Below are 17046 nucleotides of genomic sequence, written 5' to 3' on the forward strand. Positions count from 1 at the left end.
GCACTCGGACTGGTTCTGGTGCTGGTTTCTGGTTCTGGTTTCTGGTTTCTGGTTCCGTGCGGGGGCGGAGATCTCAGATCAGCACGATGTCGACGTCCGCATCCCACATGGCGGCCAGCGTCTCCGGCCCGTTCGGGTGAGTGGCGAGGTCGTCCGCGGCGGAGTCGGTGACGAAGGTGTCCACCGCGCCCAGGTCCGCGACCTGGCTGAAGGCGCGGACGCCGAGCTTGGTGGCGTCGGCCACCGCGATCGTCCGCGAAGCCTGGCCGAGGCCGGCCTGTTTCACGGCGGCGTCATCCAGGGAGAACTCCGACCATCCGTGCTGCGCCTCGACACCACCGATCGACATCACGAACACGTCGAACGCCATCGCGCCAACGGCGCGCAGCGCTAGCGGGCCGACCAGGGACTGTTCCCCCGGCCGGGACTGGCCACCGATGACCAGCAGCCGGATACCCGGCCGGTCGGCCAGCCGTACCGCCGCCTGGAGACTCAGCACGGCCACCGTCAACGACGCGCTGCTCACGGTGCACGAGGACTGCGCGGCGCTGCGCCGCGACCTGGTGGAGACGGGCCTGCTGGTCCGCCCGAGGGACGGCAGCAGCTATCGACGGGGTCGCTGAACGCGGGTGAGGCGGCAGTGCGGCGCGCGGCCGAGCGGCCCGGGGTTCCGATGCGCCCGAGCGGCGGCAAGTCTCCGCTCGCGGCACGCCTGGGCCGGACCGCCAGAGGGTCCGGGGCCGTTACGGCGCTTCCGAACTCCTGCCCATGTCCGTGAGCAGCGGCAGGAGTTCGGGGCGCTTGGCGAACCGCCCGTCGCCCGAGGACCGGCCGCGCAGGCGGCGGATCAGCCAGGGGCCGAGGAAGCCGGACACCCAGCGCAGTTCGGTGCCCAGCGCCTGCACGCGGGAGGGCAGCGGGGGCGGGGGAAGCGCGATCGTCCACGCGTCGTCGCTGCCCGGCAGCTCGATGGAGTGCGCGAGGGCGGCGGCGATGCGTGCGTGGCCCACCGGGCTGGCGTGCAGGCGGTCCGCGCTCCAGACACGCGGGTCCGTCGCGAAAGGGTGCACGGCGCAGTCGGCCACCGCGACGCCGTGCCGGGCCGCCGCGACCCGCACGCGCGCGTTGAGGTCCCGCACCCGGGAGCGCAGCGGCCGGGCCAGCGGAGCGATCTTCCCCACGTCCGGGAAGGTCACCGTCGCGACCCGTACCCCGGCCGCCGTCAGCGCCGCGAACATCGCCTCCAGCTCGGCCGCCACCTCGGCGGCGTCGAACTTCGGCCGCATCAGGTCGTTCACCCCCGCGATGACGGTCACCAGGTCCGGGCGCATGGCCAGAGCGGGGGCCAGCTGCTCGGCACGTACCTGGCCGGCGAGCTTTCCCCGTACGGCCAGATTGGCGTACTGGAGACCGGGGTTGAGGACCGCGAGCTGCTCGGCGAGGCGGTCCGCCAAGCCCCGCAGGCCCGTTGCGTCGTCCCCGTCGCCAACGCCCTCGCTCTGGCTGTCGCCCAGCGCGACGTAACGCACATATCCGTGTTCGGTGTGTTCCTCGTCAGCCATGACGCGTTTGCCTCTCCCTGTACCGTCCCCTGAGCACGGCCGCGATCCGGCGGCACCATGCTTCGTGCTCCTCTTCGAGGGACAGCCCGCGCAGGCACGTCAGGTAGGGGCCGATCCGCTCCCCCTCGCGCAGGAACTGCTCCTCGTCCAACGCACCGCGCATCTTCCGCAGCAGTTCGCGGAAGAGCTCGGTCTTGGCGCGGGCGACGGCCGCCCGCTCGTCGAGCTGCTCAATCACCGGCCCGGCCTCGACGAAGTCGACCGTCTGGACCTTCACCACCAGGTCGTCGCGGATGAACGTCGGCTTGGCCACGCCCGCCGCGAACTCCTCAAGCTCGGCGAGGCCGGTGTCCGTGACGCGGAAGAGCCGCTTGTTGGGGCGGCTCTCCTGGACCACCTCCCGGCCCACGACCAGCCCTTCCTTCTCCAGCTTCGCCAGCTCGGCGTACAGCTGCTGGGGCAGGGCGTGCCAGAAGTTCGCAACGCCCACATCGAACGCCTTGGCCAGCTGGTAGCCGCTGTACTCGCCGTCCAGCAGCGCCGCCAGCACGGCATGTCGCAAGGCCATCGAAGCGCTCTCCCGTCTCCTCTTCCCATTCCCCGACCCATCCCCCACCATACTCATAAAAATGACTAGTCAGATCGATGAGTATGAGGAGAATCGACGATGGAGACCGCAGACCGCTTCCGCGCCGCAGTGGAGAAGCACGACCTCGCCGCATTGGAGGCCCTGTTCACCGCCGACATCCGGCTCTACAGCCCGGTGAAGTTCACCCCGTTCGAGGGCAGGCAGATGGTGATGGGCCTCTTCGGTGTCCTGCTCCGCACCTTCGAGGACTTCCGTTACGTCGGCGAGTTCGACGGCACCTCCGAGACGAGCGTGGACGGCACCTCCGCCCCGTCGGCCGTCCTGCTCTTCCGGACCACCGTGAACGGCAAGGAGATCCACGGCATCGACCTGCTGCACTTCGACGAGGCGGGCCTGATCAAGGAGTTCACCGTGATGGTCCGCCCGCAGTCGGCCGTACACGCGCTGGGCGAGGCGGTCCTGGCGGGTCTGGCCGCGGACGGACTCGCACCGGCGCCCGAGGCCCGCTGAGTCCGGCAGTCATTTGGGCAGCACCACCCAGGACTTGGTCCCCCGTTGCGGCGGACGCGCCTCACCGACCCCCCCACTCACCGCCCCAGTCGTCGACCACCGCCGCGAGAAGCCACAACGAGCGCCGCCGCCGCTCCTCACAGACGGCCACCGCGTCGGGGTCGGAGTGGCGGGGGTGCTGGTCCCAGACGACCAGGCGGAGTACGTCGTCGCGGTGGCGGAGGGAGAGGTACAGATCGTCCTGCGCGTCCAACCGGGTCGCGGTGGCAGTCAGTTCGGTCACCGCGAGGGTCGCGGGCGGACCGAAGCGGTCGAGCCCGTGTGCGCGCAGCGCGCAACTGATCGTCGCACGTACGATCCCGGCACTCCGGGGCACGCACGGCACGGTGAGGCTCAGAGCGGGGCCCTTGTCCGGGCGGGGGCGGAGGTAGGGGGCGGGTGCGGCGCCGGTTCCGCTGGGTGCGGCGACCGGGCAGAGGGCGGTGCGGAGGTATGGAGGCATCGTTGACTCCCTTACGGAGATGGGGCGTTGGCCGGGTTCGCTGTGGCGTGGCGCACCGGTGATGAGTAGTGGCCTGTCTCCCTGACGCGGGACCGCCCCTCCCAGGGAAGGAGTACGCGGCGGGCACGCGTGATGCGCTTCCAACTCATCGGTGCGCGAGCGGTGCGTCACCCAGCGTAGAGTATCGGGGTTATTTTGGCCCGCTCGTAGTGGAAACTGAACCCTTTCGTGGCTTCATCGCACGCACAGGCGGCAGACTGCACGGGACCGCACGCGGAAGGGAACGGCATGGCAGCGAGGACGTCTCCCACAGAACGTCAGAAGCGACTGGGGGCCGAGGTGCGCAAGATGCGCACGGCAGCGGACATATCGGCCGAGTTCGCAGCCGGACTGCTCGGAGTCGACCGGGGCAAGATTTCCAACATCGAGTCCGGGATTCGCGCGATCAGCCCCGACCGGCTGCGTACGCTGGCCTGCAACTGCGGCTGCACGGACGAGCCGTACGTCGACGCCCTGGTGGAGATGGCTCAGCCCCGCAGGCGCGGCTGGTGGGAGCGCTACAGAGGAACACTCCCCCAAGGACTTCTGGACATCGCTGAGCTGGAAGCCTGTTCCGTACGCATGAGAGCCGCCTACTCCATGCACATCCCAGGCCTGCTACAGACCTCGGACCACGCTCTCGCCCTGTTCCGGGTTGTCATCCCCAAGTTGCCGGAACACGAAGTCGCCCTGCGGCTTGCGCACCGCGTGGAGCGTCAGCACATCCTGGACGGGGACACGGCACCCGAGTACACCGGAATCGTGCACGAGGCCGCTTTGCGCATGCAGTTCGGAGGGCCGGCTGTCGCACAGGCGCAACTCAATCACTTGCTGACGAGGTCGGAGCAGGAGAAGATCACGCTTCTGGTCCTCCCATTCGAAGCAGGGGCATTTCCCGGTGCTGGCCAGACGGTCCTGTACGCGGAGGGCCAGGTACCGCAGCTCGACACTGTGCAGATCGACAACTCGCACGGGCCCGACTTCCTCTATTCGAAAGTGCAGTTGGCGAAGTACCGGGCCCACCTCGACTGGATGGAGGACATCGCACTGTCCCCCGAGGCCTCGCGGGACTTCATCCGTACCATCGCGCGCCAACTGTGAGGGGACGATCCGATGTCAGAGATTCACTGGGACAAACCATTCTGCGGTGAGGGCAACTCCTGCTTCCGCATAGGAACAGACGCCGAGGGCAACAGCTACATCGCCGTCAACGGTCAGGAAGACCGCTACCTCACCGACAGCCACGACGCCCTGCGGGTCATGATCCGCGATATCAAGGCCGGCAAGGCCGACCACCTGCTCTAGAGGTTCGCCGGCTCAGCTCTGGGAACCGGTGGCGGGGGCTTCACCTCTGGGGAACGAGATCTCGACACGGCGGTTCTTCTTGCGGCCCTCCTCCGAGGCATTGTCGGCGATCGGATAGTCCTCGCTGTAGCCACGGATCTCGAAAGAGATGTCCGGGCCGAGCGTTTTGTTCAATTCCTGATGCACGGCGTCGGCACGCTTCTTGGACAGAACCTTGCCGTGCCCGTACGACCCGAGGTCGTCGGTAAAGCCGAAGACCCGGATCTTGGTGGCCTTTTGTGTCGTGATCTCCTCCGCGATGGCCCTGATACGGGAGGACGCGTCTGCGTTGAGCTTCGCACTGTCCCTGCCGAAGAGGACCTCGGCCTGGAGGGCGAACTTGACGTCGGAGTTCGTGTCTTCACGGCGTTCCTCGCCGCCCAGATCCTCGACGACGGACTTGATGTCGACGACGCGGGCGGGAGCGAGAGTGCCACCGTCGGCGAGTCGCAACCCGGGAGCGTTGCCGTCCACCTCCGGAGGCGGCGAGGACGTGATGCTGCCCGGCGGGACGCTGGGCTCGGGGTCGGCGTGAGCACTGGTTACGGACAGGCCGGTGATCAGGACGGCTGTCGCGAGAGTGACCTTGGCGAAGTGGGCCGGGCGACTTCGGGAAGTGGTCTGAGACATGGGGTCACTCACCATCGGAGATCTCGATGGAGGCGGGGGGCATGTCCGCGATCTGGAAATCGACCTTGGTGGATTCGGTTGGGGGGGCGGGGAATTGGGCGAACCAGGTCTTTTCCTCGCCGGACTTGAAGGCGCCCCCGAACTGCGTGCAGAGACAGCGTCCCTCTGTATCGCGCAAGATCAGGTACTTTTTCTTCCCCGTCCTGTCGACCAGCGAAGCACCGGCCATGGAGGTCGAGTTGCCGGACAGCTCCTTTTCGTCCCCCCTCCAAGAAGTGGGGTTCCAAAACTTACCCTTACCGTTCCTGACTTTCCCGGTGACGGTCAGGAAACCCCCCTCGTCTCGCACAGCGGAGTTGACGATGAGGGTGGCGTTATCACCGCCGCCCCTCACCTCGGCGAGTACCGCGTCCTCAGCCGGTGCCTGAGAATCCTCCTCCTTCGGCTTCTCCTCACTAGCCTTGCCCTTGTCTGTGGCAGTCGGCGACGAGCTCGCCCTCGGCTTGTCGCCCCCGCCATCCCCGCCGCCGCAACCGGCCACCGTGAGGACCAAGCCAGTCGTGATCGCCACCGCGGTCAGTGCCCTTCGGGCCTTCATGGTGTGCCGCATGCTCATCAGCAACTCTTCCTTGTCTCGACGGTCACTCGACCAGATGGACGGAGAACAGGTCCTTCGGCTCCGGCAGATCGTCCTGCTCATCGACGGGCGTGTCCGGGTCAATCTGCCAGCGACCGCTGCCTCGGCAGTCGATTTCGATCAGATCCGCCTCCTCGCCCTCCGGCGCGGCCACGCAGAGAGGCTCGATCGCCGCAGTGGCGTTGGCCTTGGCATGGGTGCTCTCTGTGCCTGGAATGACCGAATCGCCCACCGTGCCACGCGTCACGATCGCCACCGTGAATTCGTAGGCGCCGTCGACCTCCGCCATCCCTACGCTCTCTACGTCCGCGTCGTTGTCGCCCGCGAGTTGCCACGCTGCGGAGTCGTAGCCCGCTCCCGGGATCTCTTCCTCGCCGGCGAGCCACGCGGGCCATTCATCGGCATTGCCGAGGGAGTCGAAGAAGCCGTCCGTCAGCTCGTCCCGGCCGTCCTGAGCAGCAGCAAGCGCCGCCGCGTCGGCGGCCGACTGGCCGCTGTTGCGAGCCGCTGCCGCTTGGGCGAAGGCAAAGTAGGCGAACGCAAGAAAGAGCAGACCCGCCACCACCACGACGTACATGGGGAGGGTCTGCCCTCGGTCCTGCCGAAGCGTGTCGAGCCTCAGCCGCCGGTGATGTCGGACACTGCGGTGCCGATGGCCTCGGAAATCGTCTGGTCCAGGTTCAATGCCCGAACCGCCACCACGATCAAAGCGATCACGACCACCAGACCCGCGTACTCCACCACGCTCGCGCCCTCGTCCGCGCGCATCCGCCGCACCGTCGTGTCGCGCCAGTTGGTGATCGCGATCTGCGCCTTCGTGGCGGTCTTGAGCGCGTTGTCCTTCGCCATGGGGTACCTCTCCGAGTTCGGCCGACGTATGCGTATCTTCGCGCGTTGTGCCGCTTCCGATACGAGAAACGTACGGCTTAATGCGGATACCGCCAGAGGGCCCCCGGGCCCAATCCCGGGCCCAAATCCCGATGTGGGCCCGCCGTGTCTGCTCGGATCCGGTCATGTCGGCCACGACTCCCCACCCCACGCCGCGATCGCTTCGCTGCGGCTTGTACTGTGCAGCTTCGCGAAGATGCGGTTGATGTGGTTCTTCACGGTCTTCTCGCTGATGAAGCAGGTGGCGGCGATTTGCTGGTTGCTCATACCTGCCGCGATGAGGTCCATGACCTCCACCTCCCTCGAACTCAGCCCATGATTACGCCGGTTGTGAGACTGCGGGGCCGCTGGTGCCTGCTGCGCCCGCGACCGTTCTGTTGACGACTGTCCCACATCTGATTGCACGTGCGAAGGGTTTTCACGCTGCCGCAACGAATTCGAGACTCTTGGCCCGGAGTCATGGGCCACGCCGGGATGGGCAGTCGCGTCCGCGCCCGGTGCGTAGCCAGGTATCCGGCTCGTGCCCCTGTACGGGACCCCCGTCTCGTACACCGCGCCGAGTCCTCCCGGCAGCGGTCGTACCTCCTCCCGCTGGCATCCACCGCGCACATGGGCCAGCAGCGCGTCCTGGACGGAGGTCGTGAAGTGGGCGCGGCCCGCCCGGATGTCCCGTACCGCGCTCACCAGTTGATCGGCAGTGAACTCGCCGTGCACCAGGTAGCCGCCCGCGCCCAGCCGCAGCGCCTCGCGCACGACCTCGCTCTCGCGGCTGTACGTCAGCATCAGCACCGGCGCCAACTGGACCAGATACGGCAGGACGGAGAGGCCGTCCACGCCCGGCATCCGGACGTCGAGCAGCACGATGTCGGGGTTGTGCCGCTGCGCCACGGCCAGGGCCTGGCTGCCGTCGGTCGCCTCTGCCACGACCTCGATGTCGTCGCGGCCTCCGAGCAGGACGGTGAGCCCCGCCCGTACAACAGGGTTGTCGTCGACGATGACGATGCGCAGAACGGCCGGGGGTGCGTGGAGGTCGGGAGGGGTGGGTGGGGTGGAGGAAGGATCGGGGAACGCCGCCGCCGGCGGGGGAACGCGGCCCTCGGCGGGAGTGTGGTCCGAGCAGGGTTCGCTCGTGTGCGACGACGTGTGCTGGGACACGTGCGTCGACACCGGGGTGGCCATGGACCGGGGCCCATGGCCGTAGGTGCTTTCGTCCGGCATGTGCGGCCTCCTCTCAGGGGTCGGGGGGCAGGGAGTGTGAAAGGGAGTGGGAGTTGAATCAGTTCAGGGGACGCTCGCGAAGGTGAGTGCCGTGACCGGTAGTTCGAGACGTACTTCTGTGCCGCCCGCGCTGCGGCCCCGCCCGATACGGATGCGGGCGCCGATGCCGGCCGCCCGCTCGACCATGCCGACCAGGCCGAAATGGCCTGTCTTGCGGAGGTTTTCTAGGCAGATGCCCACGGGCAGGCCGCTGCCGTTGTCCAGGACGCTGATGCGCAGCGCTCCCTCGTCGAGGCCGATCTCCAGGGTGACGTGGGTCGCACGGGCGTGGCGGTGGCTGTTCTCCATGGCTTCGGTGGCGATCGTCAGGAGGTGGCGTGCGACGGCGTGCGGGACCGTGAGCGAAGACGCGTCGCCGAGCGGGCGGAATGCCGTCGTGATCCCCGTACGGCGTCCGAAGTCCGTCAGCCGGGCCGCGAGTTCGTCGCCGACGGCCACTCCCCCGGTCGCGGTGTCGTAGTCCGCCTGTCGGCGCAGGTCGGAGAGGATTTCGCGGGACTCGGACGCGGCGCGCCGGGCCGCGCGGGCGACCATGCCCGCCTGATGCCGGAGCGTGAGCGGGTCCATGCGGTCGACGGAACCGGCGAGGCTGTCGGCGGCCATCGCGACGCCGTGCAGGGTTTTGGCGACCGAGTCGTGCATCTCCCTGGCGAGGCGCGCGCGTTCGCCCTCGACCGCGTCGGTGACCGCGAGCCTGGCGTTGGCCTCCGACAGGGCCTGGGTCGCGGCGCCGAATCGGAACATCAGATTGCGCAGGGTGACCCCGATGACTCCGGCCGCGACACAGAATCCGCTGATCAGGAGCGTACTGGCGGGGCTGCCCATCCGCTGTGCCCAGGCCGTGTAGGCCGCGACGAGGAGCAGGATCTGGATGGAGGTGAAGATGCCCGCGCCCCGCCAGCCGTACAGCAGCCCGGCGAGCAGTGGAGTGCAGGCGGTGGCGTAGCCGAGGGCGGAGTCGGGTGAGGCCGTCAGGAGCAGGACGGAGCCGAAGAGCAGGTCGACGCCCATCAGGGAGCGGTACTTGATGAGCAGCGGGCCGAGCTTCTCCCAGTCGCGGAGCATCGCGTACGAGCCGACGAAGCTGAACACCACCGCCGCCCCGACCAGCCAGCCACCGAACTGGCCGCCCGCCCTGGCCAGCGCGAAGGGCGCGCCGAGGGCGATCATCGCGAGACGGAAACCGAAGACCTGGCGGCACAGGGCCTGGAGGGCGTTGATCTGAATGGGGATGCTGGGTGCCGGCACGTCGTCGGCGAGCGCCGAGGGGGTGACGGGCCCGGGGGTCTGCGGCCCCGGCGATGGAGGGTGTGCGGCGGCCGACCCACCTGGACCCCGTGAGGCGGCCGACCCACCTGGACCCCATGGGACTGTCGATGCCGCTGAGCCCTGTGGGGCGGGAGTGACTTCCTGGAGTGCGTCGAAGGTTCTGCCGCTGATCCTGAGGTGGCTCCGGGGCAGCGACATGGCTGTCACTCGCCGAAAACCGAACCGAAGTCGGTGTCCGACCCCAGGAACATGTTGGTGACGATGAGGAGCAGCGTCGCCGGGACCATGAAGGCGAGCGTGACGACGGTGGTCTTCGGGATGGCTTTCGCCGCGCGCCGCCGGGAGTTCTGCGCGTCGGTGCGGCGCATGTCGTTGGCGATCTGGATGAGGGTGTCGGCGATGGGCGCCCCGAGTTCCTCGCCCTGCTGGAGCGCGGTCACGAACTGGGAGACCTGCTCGGACGCGTTGCGCCTGCGCAGTTCCTCGAAGGCCTGGCGCCTGCTGACGCCCATGTCCATCTGGCGCAGGGTGATGCGCAGTTCGTCGGCCCAAGGTCCTTCGTACCGCTCCGAGACGCGGTCGAGTGCCTGGCGAAAGCCGAGGCCGGCGCTGACGACGACGGCGAGTACGTCGAGGAAGTCGGGCAGAGTGCGCTCGATGACGTCCTTGCGTTCGCGGACGGCCTGCCAGATGGTGACGTCGGCGGCGAACCAGCCGTACGCGATACAGAAGATCCCGAACAGCGTCAGGTCGTTGAGCAGGCAGACGACGGCCGCGAAGCCGCCGAAGAGGCCGTAGACCGCGCGGCGGGCCGCGTACCGGTCGACGGTGAGGCCGCCGGGGTTGCCCGCCATGTCGATCCTGCGGCGCTTGCGGTCGACCCGGCTCGGGCCCATGAGGCGCAGGACGCCGGGGGCGAAGCGCATGCCGAGGCGGTCCACGGCCGATTCGGGGCCGGAGACGCGAGTGGCACCGACCTCCAGGGCGATGGCCAGGTCGCCGGGGATCTTGGCTTCGGCGCGGTACATCCTGATGCCCTGAAAGGCACCCGCGACGCTCAGCCCGACCACCAGCGCGAGGAGCAGTGCCATGCCGGATACCTCCTGAATTCCGCTGGACTTTCACTGGACAGGGGACACGTGACCGGAGACTTGGGACATGTGACTTGAGACTTGGCGCTATACGTCGATCTTGCCGAAGCGGCGCATCACGATGAAGCCGGCCGCGTAGAGGCCTATGGCCACGATCACGATGATCTGACCGAGCGGGTTGCTGGTCATCCGGGCCATGGAGCCCGGCGTGACCGAGTTGAGCATGATCATCGCGCCGAGGCCGAGCAGCGGGATCGTGTACGCCGTCGCGTTGACCTCGGAGAGCATGGTGCGGACCTCGCGTCGTGTCTCCTTGCGCTCCTCCAGCGTCTCGGTGAGGTTGCGCAGCGAGCCGACGACGGTGCCGCCCGCGCGGTTGGAGAGCACGAGGGTGGTGACGAGGACGACCAGTTCGCGCGAGGGCAGGCGTTCGGCGAGCTCGCCGAGTGCGTCGTCGATGGAGCGGCCGACGGACAGGTGGTTGGCGACGGTGGCCAGTTCCTCACCGGCCGGCGCCTCCAGCTCCTCGGCGGCCATGCTCAGCGCGGTACGCAGGGCGAGCCCCGCGGCGGTCGCGTTGGCCAGGATGCGCGAGAGATCCGGAAGTTGGTTGATGAAGGCCTCGATGCGCTTCTGGCGCTGCCAGTTGAGGAAGGCGACGCCGCTCCAGACGGCGACGAGCCCGGCGACCGGGCCGAAGAAGGGCGCGAGCACCGAGGCCGCGATCAGCCACAGGGCGGCGACGCCCACCAGGACGTACACCAGGAACTCGCCTGCGGTCAGGTCGAGTCCGGTGGCCGACAGGCGCAGCTGGATCTTCTTGCCGAGCGGGGTCCTGCGCAGTCGCCGGTCGATGCCGGTGAAGCGCCGGTGGCGGCCCAGCGGGCGCGGGCCCGTGATGGCGAGGCGTTCCACCAGGGCGGCGCGCTGGGAGCGGCCCACGGTGTAGGTGTGGATTCCGGCAACGGCGAGCACGCCGCAGAGCAGCGTGCTGCCGATCGCCAGCAGTGCGGGATTGTCCATAGCCGTACCTAGTGGGCCTCTCGCGAATAGAGCGGATCGTTGTCTTCCGTGATGCCGAAGGCGGGCGGGATCGGCTCGTTGGCGAGGTAGAGCCGTTGCGCGACGCGGCGGGGCAGGGCGAGGTGCTCGAACCGGCCGCGCACCAGGCGCTCGGCGCTCATCGGCTCGGCGATGAAGTGCGAGACGGTGGCAATCTTGAACTGCTCCCTGCCGTGCGAGACCAGCAGCGCGATCTCGCTGACCTTGCGGGAGCCGTCGGCGAGCCTGGCGAGCTGGACGATGACGTCGACGGCGCTGTTGATCTGGTCCTTGAGCGCCTCGAAGGGTACGTCGACCTCCGACATGGAGCCGAGGGTCTGGAGCCGCATCAGGGCGTCCTCGGCGCTGTTGGAGTGGACGGTGGCGAGCGAGCCGTCGTGGCCGGTCGACATGGCCTGGAGCATGTCGAGCGTCTCGCCGCCTCGGACCTCACCGACGATGATGCGGTCGGGGCGCATGCGCAGGGAGTTGCGTACGAGGTCGCGGATGGTGATCTGGCCCTTGCCCTCGACGTTGGCCGGGCGGGTCTCCAGGCGGATGACGTGGGCCTGCTGGAGCTGGAGCTCGGCGGCGTCCTCGACGGTGATGATGCGCTCGCGCTCCGGGATGAGGCCGGAGAGGGCGTTGAGGAGCGTGGTCTTCCCCGAGCCCGTACCGCCCGCGACGATGACGTTGAAGCGGGCCCGCACGAACGCGGACAGCAGCAGCATCATCTGCTCGTCGAGCGTGCCGAGGCTGATCAGCTCCTGGAGCCGGTACGCGCGCGGGAAGCGGCGGATGGTGAGGGTGGGGCCGGTGAGGGACAGCGGCGGGATGATGACGTTGACACGCTCGCCGGACGGGAGGCGGGCGTCGACCATCGGATTCGACTCGTCCACGCGGCGGTTGACGGTGGAGACGATCCGCTCGATGGTCTGCATCAGCTGCTCGGTGGACGCGAAGCGCATCGGTAGCTGCTCGACGCGGCCGGCCCGCTCGACGAAGATCGAGTCGGGCCCGTTCACCATGATCTCGGTGATGGAGGCGTCTTCGAGGAGCGGTTCGAGCACGCCCAGCCCGAGTGCCTCGTCGACGACACGGCGGATGAGCTGGGAGCGCTCGGACGTCGAGAGGACGGGGCCTTCACGGCTGATGATGTGCGCGAGTACGCGCTCCAGTCGGGCCCGTCGTTCGCCGGCGGCGAGCGAGGACATCTCCGCGAGGTCGATCTCCTCCAGGAGCTTTGTCCGGTAGGTGGCGACCAGATGGCCGTCCTCGCGCCCACCGGCGTTCTCCTCGGGGGCGGTGATGCGTGCCCGCAGACTCATGTGGGGGTGCTCCTCGCTGGTGCGGGGTGGTGCGGCGGTCCGTTCCGGTGGGGGCGCCGGCCGGTCCTATGGCTCCCCGTCGCTCGGCATGACGACCGTGCGGGTGATCGGCCCGAAGTCGCCGATGCCGGGGAGCACGGACGGAATCCCGACCACGGCCGTGCCCGACACGGTCTCGGCCCCGGCGGGTCCTGCGCTGATGGTCGTACGTCCGCCCATCCAGCCACTGATCGATGCGTACCCGGAGGCCGCGCCGGAGCCGGGTTCCAGGGACTCGGTGCGCGCGGCGGCGCGGGCGGCGGTCCCGGCCTGGGAGGCGGCGTATCCGGCGAGTCCGAGCTGGATGGCGGCCATGGCGACGAAGAGCAGGATCGGGAGGAACCCGGTGAATTCGAGGATGGCGGCGCCCCGGTCGCGCTGCGACCTGCCGCGGAGGGCGTGGGGCGCGCGAAGTGCGCTGGGTGCGCGAAGGCGGGGGGCGAGGGCGAAAATGCGGGCGCGGGCCGCGGCGGTGCGGGTAAGAGCGGTGCGGGCCGCGTCGGCCCGGGAAACGCTGGTCCGGGCTGCCGCGCTCGGGGACGCGATGCCGTCGGCACCTGTGCTCCGGGCGGCCACAGCACCCCCATTACGGCTGCCCGCTCCGGCGCTTCCGCGGGCCCCGGTGCGAGTGACCCGGCTCCGGACGCAGGCTCTCCTGACGGCAGGTCTCCCCGCGCCCGCCCCACCGCCTCGCGCCTTCGCTCCATTGGCTGGGTTCATTGGTCCTGCGTCTCCTCCCTCGCGGCGCCGCCGCTGCCGTTGACGGACCAGGGGAAGTTGCCAGCGCCGGGGAAGAGCACCGGCGTCTGGAGTCCGACCTCGGCCTTCCACAGGTTCCCCGCCTGGTTGCAGTTCGGCACGAAACCGTCCTGCCAGCTCGCCGGAAGCCGCTGCCGCGCCGCCTCGCTGCACGCGGCCTGCGGATCGTCGCCGCTCGCTTCGGCGGCCGTCGCCGCCCGCGCGCCCTCGTCCGCCGCATTGCCCGCCAACGAGAACGTGTAGCCGAACAGCACCGCCTGCCACATCACGATCATCACGAAGATGATCAGCGGCGCCATGCCGGCCAGCTCGACGGTCACCGCACCACGGTCCCGGCCGCCCCGGCCCGCCGCCCGCGCGCCCCTGCCGCGCAGCACCAGCGCCTTGTGGTCGCCGCCCTTGCCCCTGCCGCCCGCGCCCTCCGGCGCCTTGACCAGGCCCAGTTCGCCCGCGAGCGCCCACAGCGCCTGCTTGACCGAACTGCGGCTGTCCAGGTCCTGCATGCGTCCGGAGTCCGTCGCCGCCTGGAGTTCCTTGAAGTTGGCCGGGATCGCGATGCGCGAGACCTTCGTACCCGTGATGCGCTCCACGAGCGCGGGCTGGATCTCGGTGTTGCGGGTGTGGCGGTTGACGACGGTGGTCGTCTCCTCCGCCTTGCGGATCTGGAGGCGGTCCCACATCCGCACCATGCGCTTGGCCCCCCGCACGGCGACCACGTCCGGGGTGACGATGAGCAGTGCCTGGTCGGCCATCTCTATGGCCGCGGCGTTGGCGCTGTTCAGCTGCGTGCCGCAGTCGACGACCACGACCTCGTAGCGGTTGCGGAGGGCGCCGACCACCTGGCGGGCCACCCGGTCGGTGACCTCTTCGCCACGCTCGCCCTCGGCGGGCGCGAGCAGCAGGCCGATGCCCGTGGGGTGGGTGTAGACGGCGTCCTGGAGGACCCGCGGCGAAATGTCCGCGATCTCGGCCAGGTCGGCGATCGACCGCCTGAACTGCACATCGAGGTACGAAGCGACGTCCCCGGACTGGAGGTCCAGGTCGACGAGCGCGACGGTGCGCCCCGATGCCTTGGCCGCAAGGGCCAGTTGAACGGCGGTGACCGTGGCCCCCGTGCCGCCCTTGGCCCCCGTCACGGTGACCACCGTGCCGCCGGGCCCCGAGAAGACGTCGGAGCCGGCGCCGAGGTGGCGGCGTACACCGGTGGACCAGGCCGCCGCGCCCTGCACGCGGGCCGCCAGTTCCTCGTAACCCAGCGGGAGTCCGACCAGGCCGCGCGCCCCGCAGTCCATCGCCGCCGTGAAGTGACCGGGGCCCGCGTCGCTCGTGATGAGGACAACGCCGACGGCCGGGAAGCGCAGCGCGACCTCCCGGATCACTTCGAGGGCCGGCACCGGGCCGATCCGCTCGTGCACCAGGACCACTTCGGGCAGCTCGTCGAGCGATTCGGCGGCGAGCCGCGCGAGGGTGTCGAGCAGGGAGGTCGAGTCGGTGACGGGTGCGGCCGGTTCCGCGTCGGGGAGCTGGCTGAGGAGGGTGATGATGGCGCGGGCGGCGTCCGGGTCGCCGACCGCCGGGAGGATGCGAGTCGTCATACGGCCGGTCCTCACTTGTCCCCGTCGAGGGTGTACTCACGGTCGCGCGGCGTGATGGTGGTGTCGCTGCCGTCGGCCACGAGCGCCAGGCGCACATGCTCGGCGAACGACTCCGCGTAGGCCACGCGCTGGGCGTCGAGCGTGTTGAGGGCGAAGGTGATCGGCACCGCGTCCTTGGCCCTGCGGCTGCGGTCGTTGTTGCCCGGCTCCAGCGCGGTGATCTTGCCTACGTCGATGACCCGGGCGCCCGCGACGATGACCTGGGACTTGTTCGGCTGCCCCTTCTCCTCGCCCTCGAAGGTGGCGAAGATGTTCACCCGGGAGCCGGGGTTGATCTTTCCGGCGACCCCGGTGGCGGCGTCGATCATGATGGCGATCTCCTGCTCACCCGCCGAGAGCTCCGGCTTGCGCACGATCATGTCGCTCTGGAGCAGCGAACCCTTTTCGAGCTGGGTGACCGCGATCTTTCCGCGTACCTCGGAGATGTCGGTCACGGCATTGGCCGAAAGCCATCGCTCGGGCATCGAGATCTTCTCGAACTGTGCCGCGCTGAGCTGCTTGTACGGCGCCACGTCGTCCTTGAGCCGGTACGCCGCGACCTCGGGCCCCACCTTGGCGTTCACGTCGCGGATCACCGAGAGCACGCCGGCGAACGCGCCGAAGGCGCAGAGGACCGAGAGGAGCAGCAGAATGACGCCGCGGCGCTGACGTGAGTTCATGGGGTCGGGCTACCTCGATCAGGAATGTCGGCCGGAGCAACGGACAGTGAGCGGGGTGGAGCGCGCGCTGACCCCGTACGGCATCAGGGCGGCCCCTGCCCCAGGGCGGCGACCGCGCGCGCCCGGTTCTCGGGCGGCGCGAGCGGGGCAGAACAGAACCCGCAGCGATCCCCTATGAGCTCTATGCCGCACCAATGGCACTGCTCCCGCCGTACGGACGCGACCAGTTGGTACAGGACGGAGATGTCCGGCAGGAACGCGGCGAACTCGATCATCTTGGCCGTACCCCACCAGCGCGGCGAATAGTCGGTGAGCTCCGTCTCCTGCACGCCCTGCACCCGCCAGGCCGGCGCGAGGGTCCCGGTCACCCAGTCCGAGGTCAGCTGCCCCTTGGCGACCAGCAGCTGGGTTGCGAACTCGGGCCCGGCGAGAGTCGCCCCGCCCCCCACCTTGATCAACTCCGGTGTGGGGCAGGCCAGTACGCCGAACTGCGCACCCGGCACCCAGGACTTCGCGTGCGCCTTGAGGCTGACGGGGACACGGTCGAGCTTGGTGACCGAGTTGAGCAGGGCGCCCGCGTAGATGTAGTGCGAGAGGAGCCGGGCGGCCGACGCGACGACCCCGGCGCTGAAGTCGCAGATGGACAACTGGCGCAGCTGCCGTACGAGAACGGCCACGCCGAGCGGAGGCAGGTCGAGCTTCAGCAGGGCCAGCCGGTCCGTCTCCAGGACGGATCGGATGGTGTGCAGGCGCTGTTCGTGGGCGACGGGAATGGAGGCGGGGTAGAGGACCACCACGTACCCGTGCCGCTCCAGCATCACGTTCATGTCGGCCAGCGCGGCGTCGAGCGGCTGGTCGCCCGGGGCGCGGATCAGCGCGGCGGTCGGCGTCTGCCGGTCGGTGGGCGGCAGCACCAGGTCGGTGCTGGTGACTGCTATCGCGGTCGGCACGTTGGTTACCCCGTTCACTCCGTCCGCCGCGGTCTCGGCGTGCGCAGATCGATGCTGTTCCGTCGTGCTGCACCAGCACTTTATCCACGACCAACGTGGCGGAGAACACCTTTCCTTCTTCTTGTATGGCCGTACTCGTGCGTGAGTTGGCGTTATTTCGCCTATGGATCTCCGACGCCGGTTTGCACCGGGATGAGATCACCGGCCGTGCCGACAACGCTGTCAGAGGTCTTGACAACCGAATTGGTCTGAACCAGCCGGTACGACCAGCGGTGG

The 17046-nt window shown here is 69.1% G+C and carries 21 protein-coding genes and 1 pseudogene; 5 read left to right on the top strand and 17 right to left on the bottom strand.

The features are described 5' to 3' along the window. Positions 1 to 73: 73 nt before the first annotated feature. Positions 74 to 526 carry a DeoR/GlpR family DNA-binding transcription regulator gene (locus QMK30_RS34785; RefSeq protein ID WP_349362146.1) on the bottom strand — a complete coding sequence of 151 codons (453 nt, stop codon included), beginning with the start codon at positions 524 to 526 and terminating at the stop codon, positions 74 to 76. Between QMK30_RS34785 and QMK30_RS34790 the strand changes: the two are divergent. Further along, a pseudogene (locus QMK30_RS34790) lies at positions 507 to 623 on the top strand (DUF2087 domain-containing protein); the annotation flags it as partial. The gene QMK30_RS34785 and the pseudogene QMK30_RS34790 overlap by 20 nt on opposite strands. A 120-nt stretch (positions 624 to 743) precedes the next feature. Here the strand turns inward: QMK30_RS34790 and QMK30_RS34795 are convergent. Continuing rightward, positions 744 to 1562, bottom strand: a complete 819-nt coding sequence (locus QMK30_RS34795; RefSeq protein ID WP_283522343.1) for an SGNH/GDSL hydrolase family protein — start codon at positions 1560 to 1562, stop codon at positions 744 to 746. Next, entirely contained in the window at positions 1555 to 2130 is a 576-nt protein-coding gene (locus tag QMK30_RS34800; RefSeq protein ID WP_283522344.1) for a PadR family transcriptional regulator, read from the bottom strand. The genes QMK30_RS34795 and QMK30_RS34800 overlap by 8 nt, the downstream gene beginning before the upstream one ends. Positions 2131 to 2229: 99 nt before the next feature. On the opposite strand from QMK30_RS34800, the gene QMK30_RS34805 reads away from it, so the two are divergent. After that, positions 2230 to 2661: a nuclear transport factor 2 family protein gene (locus QMK30_RS34805; protein ID WP_283522345.1), complete on the top strand. Its 432-nt coding sequence runs from the start codon at positions 2230 to 2232 to the stop codon at positions 2659 to 2661. A 61-nt stretch (positions 2662 to 2722) separates the two neighbouring features. On the opposite strand, the gene QMK30_RS34810 is transcribed toward QMK30_RS34805, so the two are convergent. Next, positions 2723 to 3163: an ATP-binding protein gene (locus QMK30_RS34810; protein ID WP_283522346.1), complete on the bottom strand. Its 441-nt coding sequence runs from the start codon at positions 3161 to 3163 to the stop codon at positions 2723 to 2725. A 288-nt stretch (positions 3164 to 3451) separates the two neighbouring features. Between QMK30_RS34810 and QMK30_RS34815 the strand changes: the two genes are divergently transcribed. Next, complete coding sequence (locus QMK30_RS34815; protein ID WP_283522347.1) at positions 3452 to 4303, top strand: helix-turn-helix domain-containing protein; 852 nt, start codon at positions 3452 to 3454, stop codon at positions 4301 to 4303. Positions 4304 to 4315: 12 nt separating this feature from the next. Then, positions 4316 to 4507 (top strand): hypothetical protein, encoded by a 192-nt coding sequence (locus QMK30_RS34820; RefSeq protein ID WP_283522348.1) that lies wholly within the window; start codon positions 4316 to 4318, stop codon positions 4505 to 4507. Positions 4508 to 4519: 12 nt separating this feature from the next. On the opposite strand, the gene QMK30_RS34825 is transcribed toward QMK30_RS34820, so the two are convergent. The 13 genes from QMK30_RS34825 to QMK30_RS34885 form a co-directional block, all read right to left on the bottom strand. Next, complete coding sequence (locus tag QMK30_RS34825) at positions 4520 to 5176, bottom strand: OmpA family protein (protein ID WP_283522349.1); 657 nt, start codon at positions 5174 to 5176, stop codon at positions 4520 to 4522. A gap of 4 nt (positions 5177 to 5180) precedes the next feature. Beyond that, entirely contained in the window at positions 5181 to 5792 is a 612-nt protein-coding gene (locus QMK30_RS34830; RefSeq protein WP_283522350.1) for a hypothetical protein, read from the bottom strand. 25 nt (positions 5793 to 5817) lie between these two features. After that, positions 5818 to 6435, bottom strand: coding sequence for a pilus assembly protein TadG-related protein (locus QMK30_RS34835; RefSeq protein WP_283522363.1), 618 nt, complete (start codon positions 6433 to 6435; stop codon positions 5818 to 5820). After that, entirely contained in the window at positions 6432 to 6662 is a 231-nt protein-coding gene (locus QMK30_RS34840) for a hypothetical protein (protein ID WP_283522364.1), read from the bottom strand. Before QMK30_RS34840 ends, QMK30_RS34835 begins: the two co-directional genes overlap by 4 nt. Positions 6663 to 6824: 162 nt before the next feature. Next, positions 6825 to 7919: a response regulator gene (locus QMK30_RS34845; protein WP_283522351.1), complete on the bottom strand. Its 1095-nt coding sequence runs from the start codon at positions 7917 to 7919 to the stop codon at positions 6825 to 6827. 63 nt (positions 7920 to 7982) lie between these two features. Further along, entirely contained in the window at positions 7983 to 9227 is a 1245-nt protein-coding gene (locus QMK30_RS34850; RefSeq protein WP_283522352.1) for a sensor histidine kinase, read from the bottom strand. A 224-nt stretch (positions 9228 to 9451) separates the two neighbouring features. Next, positions 9452 to 10339 carry a DUF5936 domain-containing protein gene (locus QMK30_RS34855; protein ID WP_283522353.1) on the bottom strand — a complete coding sequence of 296 codons (888 nt, stop codon included), beginning with the start codon at positions 10337 to 10339 and terminating at the stop codon, positions 9452 to 9454. A gap of 87 nt (positions 10340 to 10426) precedes the next feature. Then, positions 10427 to 11362, bottom strand: a complete 936-nt coding sequence (locus tag QMK30_RS34860) for a type II secretion system F family protein (protein WP_283522354.1) — start codon at positions 11360 to 11362, stop codon at positions 10427 to 10429. An 8-nt stretch (positions 11363 to 11370) separates the two neighbouring features. Next, positions 11371 to 12708, bottom strand: a complete 1338-nt coding sequence (locus tag QMK30_RS34865) for a TadA family conjugal transfer-associated ATPase (protein ID WP_283522355.1) — start codon at positions 12706 to 12708, stop codon at positions 11371 to 11373. 66 nt (positions 12709 to 12774) lie between these two features. Continuing rightward, positions 12775 to 13323, bottom strand: a complete 549-nt coding sequence (locus QMK30_RS34870; protein ID WP_283522356.1) for a TadE/TadG family type IV pilus assembly protein — start codon at positions 13321 to 13323, stop codon at positions 12775 to 12777. Positions 13324 to 13463: 140 nt separating this feature from the next. Next, positions 13464 to 15101 (bottom strand): CpaE/TadZ family protein, encoded by a 1638-nt coding sequence (locus QMK30_RS34875; RefSeq protein WP_283522357.1) that lies wholly within the window; start codon positions 15099 to 15101, stop codon positions 13464 to 13466. Between the two features lie 11 nt (positions 15102 to 15112). Next, entirely contained in the window at positions 15113 to 15820 is a 708-nt protein-coding gene (cpaB, locus tag QMK30_RS34880) for a Flp pilus assembly protein CpaB (RefSeq protein ID WP_283522358.1), read from the bottom strand. Positions 15821 to 15903: 83 nt separating this feature from the next. Continuing rightward, positions 15904 to 16770 (bottom strand): hypothetical protein, encoded by an 867-nt coding sequence (locus tag QMK30_RS34885; RefSeq protein WP_283522359.1) that lies wholly within the window; start codon positions 16768 to 16770, stop codon positions 15904 to 15906. 95 nt (positions 16771 to 16865) lie between these two features. Between QMK30_RS34885 and QMK30_RS34890 the strand changes: the two genes are divergently transcribed. Then, the coding region (locus QMK30_RS34890) for a hypothetical protein (protein ID WP_283522360.1) at positions 16866 to 17046 on the top strand (181 nt) is incomplete at its 3' end.

The sequence above is a fragment of the Streptomyces sp. H27-C3 genome (genome assembly GCF_030063415.1).
GTDB lineage: Bacteria > Actinomycetota > Actinomycetes > Streptomycetales > Streptomycetaceae > Streptomyces.

Bases quoted from the DNA above. Each gene is read 5' to 3' on its own strand.
- QMK30_RS34795 (WP_283522343.1), bottom strand. From the start codon at position 1,562: ATGGCTGACGAGGAACACACCGAACACGGATATGTGCGTTACGTCGCG.
- QMK30_RS34800 (WP_283522344.1), bottom strand. From the start codon at position 2,130: ATGGCCTTGCGACATGCCGTGCTGGCGGCGCTGCTGGACGGCGAGTAC.
- QMK30_RS34805 (WP_283522345.1), top strand. From the start codon at position 2,230: ATGGAGACCGCAGACCGCTTCCGCGCCGCAGTGGAGAAGCACGACCTC.
- QMK30_RS34810 (WP_283522346.1), bottom strand. From the start codon at position 3,163: ATGCCTCCATACCTCCGCACCGCCCTCTGCCCGGTCGCCGCACCCAGC.
- QMK30_RS34815 (WP_283522347.1), top strand. From the start codon at position 3,452: ATGGCAGCGAGGACGTCTCCCACAGAACGTCAGAAGCGACTGGGGGCC.
- QMK30_RS34820 (WP_283522348.1), top strand. From the start codon at position 4,316: ATGTCAGAGATTCACTGGGACAAACCATTCTGCGGTGAGGGCAACTCC.
- QMK30_RS34825 (WP_283522349.1), bottom strand. From the start codon at position 5,176: ATGTCTCAGACCACTTCCCGAAGTCGCCCGGCCCACTTCGCCAAGGTC.
- QMK30_RS34830 (WP_283522350.1), bottom strand. From the start codon at position 5,792: ATGAGCATGCGGCACACCATGAAGGCCCGAAGGGCACTGACCGCGGTG.
- QMK30_RS34840 (WP_283522364.1), bottom strand. From the start codon at position 6,662: ATGGCGAAGGACAACGCGCTCAAGACCGCCACGAAGGCGCAGATCGCG.
- QMK30_RS34845 (WP_283522351.1), bottom strand. From the start codon at position 7,919: ATGCCGGACGAAAGCACCTACGGCCATGGGCCCCGGTCCATGGCCACC.
- QMK30_RS34855 (WP_283522353.1), bottom strand. From the start codon at position 10,339: ATGGCACTGCTCCTCGCGCTGGTGGTCGGGCTGAGCGTCGCGGGTGCC.
- QMK30_RS34860 (WP_283522354.1), bottom strand. From the start codon at position 11,362: ATGGACAATCCCGCACTGCTGGCGATCGGCAGCACGCTGCTCTGCGGC.
- QMK30_RS34865 (WP_283522355.1), bottom strand. From the start codon at position 12,708: ATGAGTCTGCGGGCACGCATCACCGCCCCCGAGGAGAACGCCGGTGGG.
- QMK30_RS34875 (WP_283522357.1), bottom strand. From the start codon at position 15,101: ATGACGACTCGCATCCTCCCGGCGGTCGGCGACCCGGACGCCGCCCGC.
- cpaB (WP_283522358.1), bottom strand. From the start codon at position 15,820: ATGAACTCACGTCAGCGCCGCGGCGTCATTCTGCTGCTCCTCTCGGTC.